The organism is Nonomuraea sp. NPDC050153 (genome assembly GCF_044460125.1).
Taxonomy (GTDB): Bacteria; Actinomycetota; Actinomycetes; order Streptosporangiales; family Streptosporangiaceae; genus Nonomuraea.
Genome location: NZ_JBITJQ010000021.1, coordinates 161055 through 175983, shown reverse-complemented (window position 1 = coordinate 175983; position 14929 = coordinate 161055). Strand labels below are relative to the sequence as shown.

General features: G+C 73.3%; 12 protein-coding genes. 3 read left to right on the top strand and 9 right to left on the bottom strand.

The genetic code is table 11. The annotated features are described in order from the left end of the window. Positions 1-114: 114 nt before the first annotated feature. Positions 115-2775 carry a SpoIIE family protein phosphatase gene (locus ACIBQ1_RS39120; protein WP_397284922.1) on the bottom strand — a complete coding sequence of 887 codons (2661 nt, stop codon included), beginning with the start codon at positions 2773-2775 and terminating at the stop codon, positions 115-117. A 252-nt stretch (positions 2776-3027) separates the two neighbouring features. Between ACIBQ1_RS39120 and ACIBQ1_RS39115 the strand changes: the two genes are divergently transcribed. Further along, positions 3028-5829, top strand: a complete 2802-nt coding sequence (locus tag ACIBQ1_RS39115) for a BTAD domain-containing putative transcriptional regulator (protein ID WP_397284920.1) — start codon at positions 3028-3030, stop codon at positions 5827-5829. 55 nt (positions 5830-5884) lie between these two features. On the opposite strand, the gene ACIBQ1_RS39110 is transcribed toward ACIBQ1_RS39115, so the two are convergent. The 7 genes from ACIBQ1_RS39110 to ACIBQ1_RS39080 form a co-directional block, all read right to left on the bottom strand. Then, complete coding sequence (locus tag ACIBQ1_RS39110; protein ID WP_397284919.1) at positions 5885-6673, bottom strand: GNAT family N-acetyltransferase; 789 nt, start codon at positions 6671-6673, stop codon at positions 5885-5887. Positions 6674-6714: 41 nt separating this feature from the next. Next, entirely contained in the window at positions 6715-7656 is a 942-nt protein-coding gene (locus tag ACIBQ1_RS39105) for an NAD(P)H-binding protein (protein WP_397284917.1), read from the bottom strand. A 127-nt stretch (positions 7657-7783) separates the two neighbouring features. Continuing rightward, a complete protein-coding gene (locus tag ACIBQ1_RS39100; RefSeq protein WP_397284915.1) occupies positions 7784-9061 on the bottom strand; it encodes a hypothetical protein in 1278 nt (425 codons plus the stop codon). Positions 9062-9152: 91 nt separating this feature from the next. After that, a complete protein-coding gene (locus ACIBQ1_RS39095) occupies positions 9153-9929 on the bottom strand; it encodes an SDR family oxidoreductase (protein WP_397284914.1) in 777 nt (258 codons plus the stop codon). Positions 9930-9998: 69 nt separating this feature from the next. Next, the gene (locus tag ACIBQ1_RS39090; protein WP_397284911.1) at positions 9999-10376 is read right to left on the bottom strand and encodes a DUF2255 family protein; all 378 of its coding nucleotides are present in this window, start codon (positions 10374-10376) and stop codon (positions 9999-10001) included. Continuing rightward, the gene (locus tag ACIBQ1_RS39085) at positions 10373-10690 is read right to left on the bottom strand and encodes a carboxymuconolactone decarboxylase family protein (RefSeq protein WP_397284909.1); all 318 of its coding nucleotides are present in this window, start codon (positions 10688-10690) and stop codon (positions 10373-10375) included. The genes ACIBQ1_RS39090 and ACIBQ1_RS39085 overlap by 4 nt, the downstream gene beginning before the upstream one ends. A gap of 70 nt (positions 10691-10760) precedes the next feature. Next, positions 10761-11126 carry a hypothetical protein gene (locus ACIBQ1_RS39080; protein ID WP_397284908.1) on the bottom strand — a complete coding sequence of 122 codons (366 nt, stop codon included), beginning with the start codon at positions 11124-11126 and terminating at the stop codon, positions 10761-10763. A 148-nt stretch (positions 11127-11274) separates the two neighbouring features. Between ACIBQ1_RS39080 and ACIBQ1_RS39075 the strand changes: the two genes are divergently transcribed. Beyond that, the gene (locus ACIBQ1_RS39075) at positions 11275-12255 is read left to right on the top strand and encodes an aldo/keto reductase (protein WP_397284905.1); all 981 of its coding nucleotides are present in this window, start codon (positions 11275-11277) and stop codon (positions 12253-12255) included. A 39-nt stretch (positions 12256-12294) separates the two neighbouring features. On the opposite strand, the gene ACIBQ1_RS39070 is transcribed toward ACIBQ1_RS39075, so the two are convergent. Further along, complete coding sequence (locus ACIBQ1_RS39070) at positions 12295-13527, bottom strand: aminotransferase class V-fold PLP-dependent enzyme (RefSeq protein WP_397284903.1); 1233 nt, start codon at positions 13525-13527, stop codon at positions 12295-12297. Between ACIBQ1_RS39070 and ACIBQ1_RS39065 the strand changes: the two genes are divergently transcribed. Then, a complete protein-coding gene (locus ACIBQ1_RS39065; RefSeq protein ID WP_397284901.1) occupies positions 13526-14920 on the top strand; it encodes a PLP-dependent aminotransferase family protein in 1395 nt (464 codons plus the stop codon). The two genes, ACIBQ1_RS39070 and ACIBQ1_RS39065, sit on opposite strands and share 2 nt — an antisense overlap. Positions 14921-14929 lie beyond the last annotated feature (9 nt).

The window sequence follows — 14929 nt, the reverse complement described above, 5'->3', positions numbered from 1 at the left end:
GGTCCCTCTCTAGGCCGATCTATTCGTTAATAAACCTTCTTAACAACTAAATCGGATCTCGTAAATGCCTGGATCGACGCCGGGCCTTGAGGCGCGCCAGTGGGAACCGCTGGGCTAGGAGCCGTCAGGGGAGGGGTGGAGGGGCTGCTCGGTCCAGATGCACTTGCCGGATTCGGTGTAGCGGGTGCCCCAGCGATGGGAGATCGCGGCGACCAGCTGGAGCCCGCGTCCGCCCTCGTCGGTCTCGGCGGCGCGCCGGATGCGGGGCGTGGTGAGGCTGCCGTCGGAGACCTCGCAGGTGAGCACGTCGGTGCGGAGCAGGCGCAGGTGGATGGGGCCCTTGGCGTGCCGGACGACGTTGCCGACCAGCTCGCTGGCCAGCAGTTCGGTGGTCATCGACAGGTCGTCCAGGTGCCAGGCGCGGAGCTGGGCGCGGACGTGTTCGCGGGCCTGGCCGGCGGCCTTGGGGTGCTCGGGCAGCGGCCAGGTGGCCATGTCGTCGCTCGGCAGCGCGTGGGTGCGGACGACCAGCAGGGCGGCGTCGTCGTCGGCGGTTCCCTGCCTGCCGGGCAGCAGGGTGGCGGTGAGGCCGTCGCACAGGGACTCCAGGCACCTGGCGCAGTGCGGCGCCGGCGCGTCCCCGTCCTGGTGCGGGCACGGCGCTCCCGGCGGGATCCCGGGGACCGCGTCGCCCAGCGCCTTGGCGAGATCGGCTATGCCCTGGTCGACGTCGAGGGCGGAGGATTCGACCAGGCCGTCGGTGTACAGCACCAGCAGACTGCCTTCGGGCAGCTCGATCCGTACGGTGTCGAAGGGCGGGGTGGCGGCGCCGAGGGGCGGGTTCGGATCGGCGTCGGGGAAGTGCACGGTGCCGTCGGGGTGGACGACGGCGGGCGGGGGATGGCCGGCGCGGGTGACGACGCAGGAGCGGGTGGTGGCGTCGTAGACCAGGTACAGGCAGGTGGCGTAGAAGTCGTCGCCCAGGTCGCTGACCAGGTCGTTGAGGTGGGAGAGCAGCTCGTCCGGAGGCAGCTCCAGGTCGGCCAGGGTGTGCACCGCGGTGCGCAGGCGGGCCATGGTGGCCGCCTCGGCCACGCCGTGGCCCATGACGTCGCCGATGACGAGGGCGACCCGGTCCGCCGACAGCGGGATGATGTCGTACCAGTCGCCGCCCACCTCCATGTCCTTGCCGGCGGGCAGGTAGCGGGCCGCGGCGGTGACCGCGGGCAGGTCGGGCAGCCCGCGGGGGAGCAACCCGCGCTGCAGTTCCTGGGCGCGCGTGTGCTCCCTGTCGTACAGCCGGGCCCGTTCCATGGCCTGGGCGACCAGCCCGCTGAGGGTCAGGAGCAGGTTGCGCTCCTCGCCGGTGAACTGGCGGGGCTCGGCGAAGGATACGACGCAGCTGCCGACGGGGCGTCCCGAGGCGACCAGCGGGAGGAAGGCCCACGCCTTCTTGCCGCCCGCCGCCGGCAGGTCGGCGGTCGTGGGGTAGCGCTCGATGTACTCCTCGACGGAGTTGATGAACATCGGCGTGCGCTCCCGCAGGGTCTGCGCGATCGGGAGCCCCCCGCCGGCGGGTATCCGCGACACCCGCTCGACGAACTCCTCCGAGTACCCCGTGAACCCGACCGGCCGCAGGTGGTCGCCCTCCAGGAAGGTGACCAGGAGACCGGCGGCGCCGAAGGCCGGCAGGATGTGCTCGGCGGACGCGTCGACGACGTCCCGCACGGTGACCGCCTCGGCCAGCGCCCTGGTCAGCTGCTTGATGCGGGAGGAGCGCTCCACGGCCGCGCGCTCGGTATGGCCCGCCGGCTGCCCGGCGACCGCCTCCAGGTCGTCGTGGGTCTTGGTGATGTCCCACAGCGTGCCGACCATGCGCGCCGGGTCGCCGTTCTCGTCGACCAGCAGCTGGCCGCGGGCCCGTACCCAGGCGGGCGTCCCGTCCATGCGGCACACCCGGTACTCGGTGCTGTGCATCCTGCCCGCGCGGATCGCCTCGTCGATGTCGGCCAGCACCCACGGCAGATCGTCGGGATGGACGAGAGCCGTCCAGGTCTCGATGCGCCCGTCGAAGGTGCCCGGCTCGATCCTGAAGAGGGCGAGCATGGCGTCGTTCCAGATGACGTCCCCGGTCCGGATGTCCCAGTCCCACGTCCCGACGGTCTCCAGGTTCTGCGACAGGTGCGAGCCGGTGGACCGGCTCTGCCCGCCCGCGAGCCCACAGCCGGGTGGGGGCGCGCTGACCTTGCTCAGGCGCTCGCCCGCCCACCTGCCCAGCGTGTCGAGGAAGGCCCGCTGCCCGGGCGACGGCTCGTACGAGGAGGCCGTCACGATCGACAGCGCGCCGATCGGCCCGCCGGGTCCGAGCAGCGGGACGGCCGTCATCACCGCGCCGGCCGGCCAGAACCGGGTTCCGGGCGTGGCGGCGCCCTGCTGAGGTACGGCGTGCGCCATGGACACCCGGACGAACGCGGCGTCCCGGAACGCGCGTGCCGGGGCCAGGGCGTCGTTGCCGTCGACGCGCTCCCACGCGTGGGTGAACACGGGGGGTAGCCCGCTGGTCACGACGAGGCGCAGCCCGCCGCCGTGCCCGGGACTGCCGAGGTGCGCCATGCCGCCCAGCCCCGCGAGCTCGGCCACCGCCTGCTGGATCGCGAACCGCAGGAGCTCGATTCCCCACAGGTCGTCACCGACCTCCGCGAGCAGCCGTCTTCGCTCCTCGGAGACCTGATCCGCCCACGTGGTCCGTGGACCCTGCGCACGCTGTTCGCCCATCCCATCCCCTCGCCACGTCGCCGGGGCCATCGGCATTGATTCGGGGGAAATCTGTTCATATTGGGGTATATGTACCGAGTATAACTACCCAGAGCACACGCCCCTTTGCTCCATTCGCGTGAGCACGGCTCGCCGTGGTGTGCGGGGCGCCCCGCGGCATGCGAGCATCGTCCTGACCGCCGGCACCTTGGGCGCTCAAGACGGGGCACGGCCCCCGGATGATGAGCCGGTCTCTGGAGGGTTGACGGAAGCGTGCTACGAGTCGATTTCGGCGTGCTGGGCGAGATCTGCGCCTGGGCCGGCGGGCAGGCGATCGAGCTGGGTCCGGCCAGGCAGCGAAGCGTGCTGGCGGTGCTGCTGGCGAAGGTCAACCAGCCGGTCTCCCTCGACCAGCTGACCGACTGCGTATGGGGGGAGTCCCCGCCGCAACGGCCCACCGTGACCTTGCAGAGCTACCTGTCCCGGCTGCGTACGTCCCTGCCGGCGGCCTGGGACGGCGGCATCCGCCGCAGCGGCGGCGGCTACCTGCTGCGGGCCGACGAGAGCGCGGTGGACCTGCACCGCTTCCTCGACCTGCGGAACCGGGCCCGCCAGAGCGACGACGCCACCGCGGCGCGCCTGTACGAGCAGGCGCTGGACCTGTGGCGCGGCGAGCCCTTCGCCGACCTGGACACCTCGTGGGCGAGGGAGCAGCGGCACGCCCTGCAGGGCGAGCGGCTGGCCGCGCGCCTGGCCTATCACGACGTACGGCTGCGCCGGGGCGGGCACGCCGAGCTCCTCGGCGCGCTGGAGTCGCTGGCGGCCGAGCACCCGCTGGACGAACGCCTGGCCGCCCAGCTGATCCTCGCCCTCTACCGCAGCGGCCGCCAGGGCGAGGCCTTCCGGCGGTACGAGCGGATCCGCAAGCGGCTGGCCGCCGACCTCGGCGTCGACCCCGGCTCTGACCTGCGGCTCCTGCACCACCAGATGCTCACGGCCGGCGTGGCGCCCGCCTCCGGGGAGACCGCCCCGGCGCCCGCGCCCGCCGCCGCCGTCGTGGTGCCGCGCCAGTTGCCGGCGCCGCCGCCGGTGTTCGTCGGACGCCCGCGCGAGCTGGCCACGCTCGACGCCGCGCTGACCGGCGACGGCACGGACCGAGTGGCGATGATCTCCGCCATCGGCGGGTACGGCGGCATCGGCAAGACCTGGCTGGCCCTGTACTGGGCGCACCGGCACGTGGCCGGCTTCCCGGACGGGCAGATCTACCTGGACCTGCGCGGGTTCGACGCCAGGAACGCGCCGATGCCGGTGGAGACGGCCCTGCGGCTGCTGCTCGGCGCGCTCGGCGCGGCTCCCGCCGCCGTCCCGCAGCGGCAGGAGGAGCAGGCGGCGCTGTACCGCAGCCTGACGGCCGGCAAGCGCCTGCTGATCGTGCTCGACAACGCCCGCGACACCGCCCAGGTCGTCCCCTTGCTGCCGGGCACGCCCTCCTGCACCGTGCTGGTCACCAGCAGGAACCAGCTCCCCGGGCTGATCGCCGGCCACGACGCCCGCCACGTGCCGCTGGACGTGCTCGACGCCGCCGAAGCCCACCGGCTGCTGCGCCACCATCTGGGGTCCGAGCGGGTCGAAGCCGCGCCGGAGGCCGTGGCCGCCCTGGTGGAGCGCTGCGCCGGGCTGCCGCTGGCGCTGAGCATCATCGCGGCCCGCGCCCTGATGAGCCCGCGGCTCCCGCTCGCGTCCCTGGCCGAGGAGCTGCGCGAGGAGTCCACCCGGCTCGACGCGCTGGACGCCGGCGAGCTGTCGGCGGACCTGCGGACCGTGTTCGCCGCCTCGTACCGCGCGCTGGAGCCGGAGGCGGCCCGGCTGTTCCGATTGCTGGCCCTGCACCCGGGGCCGGACATCGCGTCGCCCGCCGCGGCCAGCCTCATGGGCGCGGACGTCCGGCGGCCCATGGCCGGGCTGGTCCGCGCGCACCTGGTCACCGAGCTCGCGCCCGGCCGCTTCGCCCTCCACGACCTGCTGCGCGACTACGCGGCCGAGCAGGCGTACGCCGACGGCGAGGCCGAGCGCGACGCGGCGCTGCGCCGCCTGCTCGACCACTACCTGCACACCGCGCACGCGGCGGCCCTGCTCTTCTATCCGAACCGGCGGGCGATCGAGCTGACCGAACCCCCCGCCCCCGGGGCCGTCCGGGTCGCGCTGCGCGACCATCAGCAGGCGGCCGGCTGGCTCGCCGCCGAGAGCCAGGCGCTGCTGTGGGCGGTCAGGCGGGCCGCCGACGCCGGGCTGACCACGCACGCCTGGCAACTGGCCTGGTCGCTGGCCGACTTCCTCAACCGCCAGGGGCGCTGGCAGGACATCCTCGCCACGCAGCAGGCCGCCCTGGAGGTCGCCAGGGACAAGGGCGATCTCACGGCACAGTGCCGGGCGCTCCAGACCATCGCCCGCACCCATCTGCGGCTCAGCCGGTACGACGACGCCCGCGCCCATCTCGATCTCGCGCTCGACCTGTCCACCAGGCTCGGCGACCCGGCGCTCCAGGCTCGGGCGAACCACAGCCTCACCATGGTCTTCAGCGCGCAGGAGCGCCACGGCGAGGCGCTCGCCCACGCCGAGCGGGCGCTCGAACTGTACCGGGGCCTGGGCGACAAGAGCAGCACGGCCGACATCCTCAACTCCGTCGGCTGGGAGCACGCCGCCCTCGGGCACCACCGCGAGGCCATCGACCACTGCGAGCAGGCCGTCGCCCTGTACGAGTCGCTCGGGGACCCGTACGGCCGGGCGGCCGCCCTGGACAGCCTGGGCTACGCCCACCACCGCTCCGGCGACCACGACCAGGCCGTCCGCCGCTACCGGCAGGCCGTCCGGCTGTTCCGGGAGGCGGGGGACCACATGGAGGAGGTGACGTGCCTCGTCAACCTGGGTGACACCCACCGATCCGCCGGTGACGAGGCGGCGGCCCGGCAGGCGTGGCGGGCCGGGCTGGACGTCCTCGACGAGATCGACCGCCCTGGCGACGACCCGGTGCGGACCAGGCTTCTCACCCGCCTCGGCCTTCCCGGTGACCGCTGACGGCGAAGAAGCGGCGAACCGGGCCGGGGAGTCAGAGGGCGGCGATCATGGCGTCTCACCTTGGGGCCGCGCTCGCCTGGGGCTGGAGCCGGAGGCTGATCTGCGCGCCGTACTCGCGGAAGCCGAGCGCGCGGGCGACGCGCCGCGACGGCTCGGGGCGCGCCCGCCACTGCGGCAGCAGCCCGGTCGCCAGCGCGTCGGCGACCGCCGCCGAGGCCGCCAGGCGGGCCAGCCCCCGGCCGCGGTATCGCGGCGCGGTCAGCACGGACACGTGCGCCGCCGTGTCCAGCCAGGGCCGGAAGCCGGCCGCTGCGATCGCGTCCCCGCCCTCGCGGACGGCGTAGGCGGCCGAGCCGATCTCCTCCAGACCGGACTCCGCCGCCTCCTCCTCCGGCACCGAGGACAGCAGGGCCCGGATCGCCGGGTGATCGACCGGCAGACGTTCGACCCCGGCGGTGACCGGGGCGGCGGCGAGGTGGCCCGGTGTCGTCGGGCCGGGGATGTCCGGGGCCGGGAGGTGGTGCCGGGTGAAGTCCGCGGTGTCGAGGTAGGCCAGTGTGGCCGGGCCGAGGACGTCCAGGGCCGGCAGGTGCGCAGGGAGCCGGGCGAGGTCGGCGGCGCCGAGGCCCAGCAGCGCGCTCCGTACCGGCTCGACCAGGCCGGCGGCGGGCACGGTGGCCAGGATCGCCCCGTCCAGCGCGACGACGCCCGTCCACCCCGGCGGGCACAACGACGACCCGGGCGAGACCACCACGGTCACGTCCCCGCTCGCGGGGAACGCGACGGGGACGCGGGCCAGGCCCGCCCACAGGTCACGTGCCCGGCCCAGCGCACTCTGCGGCATCCACCGATGATCGCGACCCGGGAGCGCCGGGGACAACCGGTTTACTTGCGGGTCGCGGGGCTTGCGGCGCCGCCGAAGAGGGACGCGTGGCCGGCGACGAAGGTCTTGACGCTCGTCGCCGGTCGTCCGGTGATCGTCTCGACGTCGTGGGTGAGGCGGGCGTAGCGGCCCCGCGCGTGCAGCCGGGCCATGGTGGTGATGTGGTCGGCCAGGTGGTCCGGCAGCTTCGCCTTGCGGAGGTCCTTTTCGAGCCACTGTTCCAGCGGCACGTCCGCGTACGTGATGTGCCGTCCCAGGGCCTCGGAATACTCCGCCGCCACGGCGTTCATGTCCTCCGAGCGCGGCCCGGTGAGCTCGTACACCTTCCCGACGTGCGGCGACGGGGCGGCCAGGATGGTCGCGACGACGGCCGCCACGTCGCCCGCCGCGACCGGCGAGGTCCGCGCGCCCCCGAAGGGCAGGCGGATCTCGTCCCGCTCGGCGATGGAGGCGGCGGCGAAGAGGGTGAAGAAGGGATGTTCGAGGAACACCGTGGGCCGGACGACGACCAGCGGCAGCCCCGACCACGTGAGCGCCTGCTCGGCGAGCCAGTGCAGCCGCTGCTGGCGCGACTCCTCCGTGCTCGTGGTGGTCATCCCGGAGACGGTCATCTGCGAGAGGTTGACGAACGCCCCGATGCCCGCGGTCTGGCGGGCCACGGTCGCCATGGTGACGGCGGCCTCCAGGTACGACGGCGAGACGCTCATGTTGAAGAACACCCGGCCCACCCCGTGCACGGCGGGCACGACGTCGGCGGCGCGCGACAGGTCGGCGACGACGACCTCGGCGCCCGTGGCCCGCAGCGCCTCGGCGCGCTCGTCCTCGCGACGGACCAGCGCGCGGACCGGGAGCCCCTGACGCCGCAGCGTCTCCACGACGGTCCTGCCGACCGCTCCGACGCTGCCGGCCGCGCCCGTGACGAGAATCGGTCTGTCCTGGGCCATCGGTCACCTCCCGGACCCCACCCCAGCAGACTCGTGACGGTTCCTCCACCGGGACGCCCGGCGGATGGCGATGTCGTTAATCCGGGACCATCAAGATTTCGCCGGCGGCCGCCGCTGATCTCGGGGCTCAGGCGGGATCGACGTCGGCGATCGCGACGGAGAAGACGACCCGTTCCTCCTCGCCTTCGGTGAGCCCCCACAGCTCGCCGGTGGCGTACCACTGCGACAGGTCCTCCGGCCGGTACGCCCAGCTCGTGTGGGCGCTGATCGTCCGGGGCGAGGCGCCGAGGTTCACGGTGGCGAAGCGTCTCCTGGGGTCGGGGCCGGGGTGCGCGCCGGCCGCCATGTTGAGGTAGAGGAGGTCGCCGTCGGCCTGGACGCCCTGCACGTCGCTGATGGCGTCGGCGGGGTCGGCCGGGACGGTGGACACCCAGGCCTGCGCGGGCGCGTTGACGAGCCGGTAGTCGCCGTCCGGGGGTGGCTGGAAGCGGTAGCGGACCAGTTTGGTGCCGGCCGGAGAACCCGACGAGCCGCTGGAGGCCTTGTAGGTGCCGGCGATCAGGGTGGCGCCCCCGGCGCTGTGGCGGTCCAGGGAGACGTAGTCCAGGCGGATCGGGGTGATGTAGTGGCGCACCTCGGGGATGACGTAGCGGTAGTCGCCGCCGCTGCCGTCCCGCTTGCGGTAGATCTTGCGCGTGTCGAACACCCGGATGGTGTTGTACGCGGAGTCGGGGCCGGCGTAGCCGTTCCAGTTGGTGCTGGAGGTCATGAACAGGTAGGGCCCGTACCAGGCCAGGCCGCCGCCGTGCCCGTAGATCCGGCGCAGCTTCCCCTGCCCGTCGACCCACACGGGCAGGACGTTGCGGTAGCGGCGGTCGTCGAGGTCGACCACCGACAGGTTCACGGAGTTGGTGCGGTAGTCGGGGTTGTCCGGGTCGGGGGAGTTCAGCCAGACCCAGCTGGTGATGAGGGCCCGGTGGTCACCGCCGATCGGGGTGCCGTCGAGCTGGGCCTCACCCGAGGTGGCCATCCCCTGCGGCACCCAGGGAGAGTGCGGGAGGTCCTGTTTGTCGCCCTGGGCGGTGGCGTTCCAGCAGAACCAGGAGCGGACCGGCACCCGCGGCAGGTAGGCCGCCCGGGCGGCGCAGCCGGGGTCCTCGTTGCCGGGCAGCGCGACGCGGTCGGTCCCGCTGAGCGCCCCGCCGATGCCCACCTGCTCGTACTCCGCCGTCAGCGGCACGGTGTACGGGTCCGATCCGGCGCGCAGGTCGAGGCCCGTCAGGCTCAAGGGTTGGAGCGGCGCCGGGGTCGTGGCCAGGGCCGAAGCCGCGGCGGGCGACAGCGCGGGCGCGGCCAGGACGCACGCGGCACCGATCCGTAAGAGCCAGGTCAAGGGGGTGGTCATCCAGGCATTGGCCACTGAGGTTCTCCTCGTTCGACGCCCGTGCTTCGAACGTAGTGTGATCACTTCCGGGGCCGCAGACAAGATCACATTTTCACGTGAACAGCTGGCCGCCGTTGACGTCGATGGTGGCGCCGGTGACGGCCTTGGCGTGATCGGAGGCGAGGTAGACGACGGCGCGGGCCACGTCCTCCTCCGTGGCGATGCGGCGCAGTGCCATCGCCGAGACGTCGCGGGCGAGGATCTCCTCGAACCTCACGCCTTCCGCCGCGGCCCGCGCGCGCATCCAGTCGTCGAGCACGTCACTGGCGATCCAGCCGGGGGCGACGCAGTTCACCCGCACCCCGTACGGGCCGAGTTCGCCGGCGAGGCAGTGGGACAGCAGGTGCGCGGCGGCCTTGCCCGCGGCGTAGTCGCTGCGTCCCGCGTAGCCCTCGCGGGAGGACATGGAGGTGATGTTGACGATGGAGCCGGAGCGCCGCGCCACCATGTGCGGCGCGATGAACCGGCAGGCCAGCAGGGTGCCGTAGCCGCCGGTCTCGACGGCCGCGCGCCAGGCTTCGAGGTCGCCGGCGGACATGTCGAGCACGTTCCTGCGGTGCGACCCGGGGAAGGCGGCGTTGACCAGCACGTCCACCCGGCCGAACCGGTCGATCACGGTGTCGGCGAGCCGCCGTACGTCCTCCACCCTGGTCACGTCGGCGGGCACGGCCAGGGCGCCCGGCACCTCGGCGGCGGTCCGCTCGACCGTGGCCGCGGTGCGGGCGGCAACGGCGACCCTGGCGCCCTCCTCGCTCAGGAGACGCGCCAGGGTGCGCCCCAGCCCGGGGCCCGCCCCGGTGATGACCGCGACCTTGCCTGCGAGCAGCACGCATCGACTGTACCAAGCGTTTGCTTTGGAATGTGACGCGTCGGGGAGCTGCGGTTCGTCCCCGGCCGGCTAGGAAGCGGGCACGAGCCGGATCGTCGCGGCGCGCGCCTCGGGGTTGACGACGCCGCCGACGATGTTCGCGCCGTAACGGCGGTACTTGGCGCGGTAGGCCGCGTCGATCTCCTCGTCGAGCGCGCGGCCGGCGTCGGCGAAGGTGACGTCCTTGTCGACGCCGCCCGCCGTGATGCGGCCTTCGCCGCAGGTCAGGGTGCCGCGGTACCAGGCGCCGGCCCGGCCGTGCATGGAGCGGACGTACAGGCCGTCGCCGTGGCGGACGACCCACATCGTCACCGGGGCGCGCAGCGTGCCGTCCTTCCGCCGGGACGCCAGGTCCAGCTCCTCCGCGTTCCCGATCGAGGTGAGCTCCTCGCTCGTCCACTCGGTCATGGGTGTATCTCCTTCAGGGTGGTGATCGCCGTCATGGAGTTGGGCCAGCCGGCGTAGAACGCCAGGTGGGTGATCGCCTCGACGAGCTCGTCCGTGGTCAGGCCGTTGTCCAGGCCCCGGCGCAGATGGGATTCGAGCTGGCCGGTGCGGTACAGCGCCACCAGCGCGGATATCGTGATCAGGCTGCGGTCGCGGGGCGACAGACCGGGACGTTCCCAGACGTCGCCGAACAACACCTCGTCGGTCAGCTCCACCAGCTTCGGCGCGAAGTCGCCGATCAGCCTCTGTGCGGGCGTGGGCTCAGCGGGCATCATGTCCTCCTCGGGGTCAGGGTTGGATGAGTGGCGTTCGGGGGTGTGACAGGGCCACCCGCGCGCCCGCCGTTCAGCCGGCGGAGAGCTTCGCGGCGTGCTCGGACCCGAGCAGGTCCAGCAGGACGACCGCGTCGTGCCCGGGGGTGCCGGGCTCGGCGTGGTAGGTCATCAGCCGGTGGCCGGGGGTGCCCTCCAGCAGCATGGACTGGTAGCCGAGGGTGACGTCGCCGACCTCGGGGTGGTGGAAGGTCGTGCTCCCCTGTACGTGGCCGCGCACGTCGTAGCGCTCCCACAGCCGGGCGAACTCCGGGCTCTTGAGCAGGAGCTCCCCGGCGAGGTCGGTGAGGTCGGGAGCGTCCGGGTCGGTGCCGGCCAGGGCGCGCAGGAAACGCCCCAGCTCGCTGCCGCCACCGCCGTCCTGCCGCTCACGTGCCATACCTTCCAGTCTGCCGGGCAGTGACCTGCGTGGGAGCTGTGGTGGGGGGGCCCTGTCACACCCCCGAACAGCCCGCCCTGCCAGTACGCGCCCTCCGCGCGCAGGATGGACGGTCTTGGAGAAGACCCGCGAGGAAAAGAGACAGCGAATGGAGTACACCCGTCTGGGGTCGTCGGGCCTGAAGGTCAGCCGGATCGCGCTGGGCTGCATGAGCTTCGGGGTGTCCGCGGAGTGGACGCCGTGGGCGCTCGACGACGAGGGGGCAGAGCCGATCTTCCGGCAGGCGGTCGAGCTCGGCGTCACCTTCTGGGACACGGCCAACGTCTACGGGGTGGGCACGTCGGAGGAGATCGTCGGCCGCGCGCTGAAGAAGTACACGCGCCGCGACGACATCGTCCTGGCGACCAAGGTGTTCTTCCCGATCCACCAGGGCCCCGGCGGCGCCGGGCTGTCCCGCAAGGCGATCATGGAGCAGATCGACGCCTCCCTGCGCCGCCTCGGCACCGACTACGTCGATCTCTACCAGATCCACCGGTTCGACCCTGAGACGCCGGTGGAGGAGACGATGGAGGCCCTGCACGACGTCGTCAAGGCCGGCAAGGCCCGTTACCTCGGCGCGTCGTCGATGTGGGCCTGGCAGTTCGCCAAGATGCAGCACGTGGCGCGGGCGAACGGGTGGAGCCGGTTCGTCTCCATGCAGGACCAGTACAGCCTGGTCCAGCGTGAGGAGGAGCGGGAGATGTTCGGCCTGCTCGCGGACCAGGGCGTGGGCAGCGTGCCGTGGAGCCCGCTCGCCGCGGGCCTGCTGGCCCGCCCGTGGGGGGAGAAGGGCACCAGCCGCGCCGAGACCAACCCGACGACCGACCGGCAGGGCCGCCCGCTGTTCCTGGACGGCGACAAGGCCGTCGTGGGCGCGGTCCAGCGGATCGCCGAGGCGCGTGGCGTCTCGATGGCGCAGGTGGCCATGGCCTGGGTGCTGAAGAACCCGGTCGTCAGCGCCCCCATCGTGGGCGCCACGAAGCCGCGCCACCTGGCCGACGCGGTCGCCGCGCTGGACGTCAAGCTCACCGAGGACGAGATCACGTCGCTGGAAGAGCACTACACCCCCCGCCAGCCCACGTACTTCTGAGCGTGGGCCCGGGGCGAGCCCGTGCGGGCTCGCCCCGCGTCAGCCCCGGGTGGCGGCGACGCTGAGCTCGCCGACCGCGGCGGCGACCCGGTCCACTTCCTCCTCGGTGTTGTAGTAGTGCGGTGACAGGCGAAGGGCCCACTCGACGCCCTTGTCGCCGAAGTCGTACTGGGCGAACTCGCGGAAGCTGAGGGCGGAGTTGATCCCCTTCGCGTCCATGGCCTCCTTGAAGGGCTGCGGCCGCCAGCCTTCGATCTCGAAGGTGACCAGGGCCGCCGGCCGCGTGCCGCGATCGAGGAGCCGGACGCCGGGGATGCCGGCCAGCAGGTCACGCAGCCGGGACGCGAGCGCGGGAGTGCGCTCGGCGATGCGGCGCACGCCGACCTGGAGGGCGTACCTGGTGGCCACCGCGCTGCCGATCACGGCCGCGTAGGGGAACTCCCAGTCCTCGAAGCGGGCGGCGGTCTCGACCGGGCGGTAGCGCCGCGGCCCGACCCAGCGGGCGCCGTACATGTCGATGAACAGCGGCTCGTAGCCGGCGCGCAGGACCCGGTCGGAGACGTACAGGAAGCCCGAGCCGCGCGGCCCGCGCAGGAATTTGCGGCACGTGGCGGTGAGCAGGTCGCAGCCGATCTCGTCGACGTCGATCTCGTACTGGCCGACCGTCTGGCAGGCGTCCACGAGATACAGCAGCTCCAGCTCGCGGCAGTGGCGGCCGATCTCGGCCACCGGCTGGACCAGGCCGGAGTTGGTGGGGACGTGCGTCACGGCGACGAGCCGGGGGCGCCGCGAGCGCATGAGCTCCGCCATCGCCTCGACGTCGACCCCGCTCCCGTCCGCATGGTCCGGAGCGTGCACGATCTCGACCCCGAACCTCTTGCGCAGGGACAGGAAGGCGATCTGGTTGGAGATGAAGTCGTTGCGCGTGGTGAGGATGACGTCCCCGCGCTCGAACGGGATGGCCGACAGCGCCCTGGTGTAGGCGTCGGTCGCGCTCCCGGCGAAGGCGATGTTCTCGGGGGAGCAGTTGACGAGCCCGGCCGTCGCGGCGTAGAAGTCGCGGATCTCCGCCTGCCGCGCCGCCGCCGCTTCGTATCCGCCGATGGCCGCTTCGAGGCGCAGGTGGTCGAGCATCGCGTCGAGCACCGGCCTGGCCAGCAGGCCGCAGCCGGCGTTGTTGAAGTGGATCACCGACGCGCAGCCGGGGGTGTCGCCGCGCAGGGTCTGAAGCGTTTCCTCGGTGAAGGCGAAAGCGTTACTCTTGACTCTCATGTCCGAGAGTAACATTACTCAGGCTCTCGTCACGAGCCTGCGGGCGGAGATCGCCGGGCTGGCCGTCGGCGACCGGCTGCCCAGCGCCCGCGACCTGGTGCGCCGCCACGGGGTGAGCCCCGTGACAGTGACGCGGGCCTTCGCCCTGCTGGCCGCCGAGGGAGCGGTGGTGACCCGCCCGGGCAGCGGCACCTTCGTCGCGGCTCGCCGGAGCTCGCGAGACGGGTCCGCCGACGGCGTGGCGGACACCTCCTGGCAGACGGTGGTGCTCGCGGACCGCACCATGCCCGCGCCGTCGGAGGGAGAGCTGCTCGGCCCGCCGGCCTCCGGCGCCATCACGATGGCCGGCGGCTACCTGCACCGTTCCCTGCAGCCCACGAAGGCGCTGGCCGCCGCTCTGGCACGCGCGGCGCGCCGCCCGGACGCGTGGGACCGCGCGCCGACGGCGGGGCTGGCGCCGTTGCGCGCGATCTTCGCCAGGCAGGCCGGCGGTGACGTCGGCGCCGGCGACGTGCTGATCACCAGCGGCGGGCAGAGCGCTCTTTCCATGGCGTTCCGGGCCATCGCCGCGCCCGGGAGCCCGATCCTGGTCGAATCGCCCACCTATCCGGGCGCGCTGGTCGCCGCCCGCGCGGCGGGGCTGCGCCCCGTGCCCGTCCCCCTGGACGCCGACGGCATCCGGCCCGACCTGCTGGCCGACGCCTTCGCCACGACCGGGGCCCGGCTGCTGTACTGCCAGCCGACCTTCCACAACCCGACCGGCGCCGTGCTGTCGCCCGAGCGTCGCCGGCAGGTCGTCGACGTGGCCCGCGCGGCCGGAGCCTTCCTGGTCGAGGACGACTTCGCGCGCCATCTCGGCCACGGCGCGCCGGTGCCGCGCGCGCTGGTCGCCGACGACCGCGACGGCACCGTGGTCCACGTGACCTCTCTGACCAAGCCCGCCTCGCCCAGCCTGCGCATCGGCGCGGTCGTCGCCCGGGGCCCGGTGATGGAACGGCTGCGCGCGATGCGGCGGGTCGACGACTTCTTCATCGCGCGCCCCCTCCAGGAGGCGGCCGTCGAGCTGCTCAGCGCCCCGGCCTGGGAGCGGCACCTGCGCGCGCTCGCCAACGCGTTGCGCGAGCGCTGCGCCGCGCTGGTCACCGCGCTGGCCCGCGAGGTCCCCGGCTGGCTGCCCGGACAGCTCCCCGCCGGAGGGCTGCACCTGTGGGTGCGGATGAGCGCGGGCCACGACCACGCCGCCGTCGAGGCGGCGCGGGCGCGGGGCGTGGTCATCAGCGCGGGCCGTGAATACTTCGCCGCGGAGGCTCCTGGCGACTACCTCCGGCTGGGTTTCGCGGCCACCGCCGACCTGGGCGAGCTGGCCGAGGGCGCGCGGCGGCTCGGTGCGTAGTCCCGCGTC

What these genes read in the sequence shown, in the direction of transcription:
- ACIBQ1_RS39120 (WP_397284922.1), bottom strand. Translation starts at nt 2,775, where the DNA reads ATGGGCGAACAGCGTGCGCAGGGTCCACGGACCACGTGGGCGGATCAG.
- ACIBQ1_RS39110 (WP_397284919.1), bottom strand. Translation starts at nt 6,673, where the DNA reads ATGCCGCAGAGTGCGCTGGGCCGGGCACGTGACCTGTGGGCGGGCCTG.
- ACIBQ1_RS39105 (WP_397284917.1), bottom strand. Translation starts at nt 7,656, where the DNA reads ATGGCCCAGGACAGACCGATTCTCGTCACGGGCGCGGCCGGCAGCGTC.
- ACIBQ1_RS39100 (WP_397284915.1), bottom strand. Translation starts at nt 9,061, where the DNA reads ATGACCACCCCCTTGACCTGGCTCTTACGGATCGGTGCCGCGTGCGTC.
- ACIBQ1_RS39090 (WP_397284911.1), bottom strand. Translation starts at nt 10,376, where the DNA reads ATGACCGAGTGGACGAGCGAGGAGCTCACCTCGATCGGGAACGCGGAG.
- ACIBQ1_RS39085 (WP_397284909.1), bottom strand. Translation starts at nt 10,690, where the DNA reads ATGATGCCCGCTGAGCCCACGCCCGCACAGAGGCTGATCGGCGACTTC.
- ACIBQ1_RS39080 (WP_397284908.1), bottom strand. Translation starts at nt 11,126, where the DNA reads ATGGCACGTGAGCGGCAGGACGGCGGTGGCGGCAGCGAGCTGGGGCGT.
- ACIBQ1_RS39075 (WP_397284905.1), top strand. Translation starts at nt 11,275, where the DNA reads ATGGAGTACACCCGTCTGGGGTCGTCGGGCCTGAAGGTCAGCCGGATC.
- ACIBQ1_RS39065 (WP_397284901.1), top strand. Translation starts at nt 13,526, where the DNA reads ATGTCCGAGAGTAACATTACTCAGGCTCTCGTCACGAGCCTGCGGGCG.
- ACIBQ1_RS39070 (WP_397284903.1), bottom strand. Translation starts at nt 13,527, where the DNA reads ATGAGAGTCAAGAGTAACGCTTTCGCCTTCACCGAGGAAACGCTTCAG.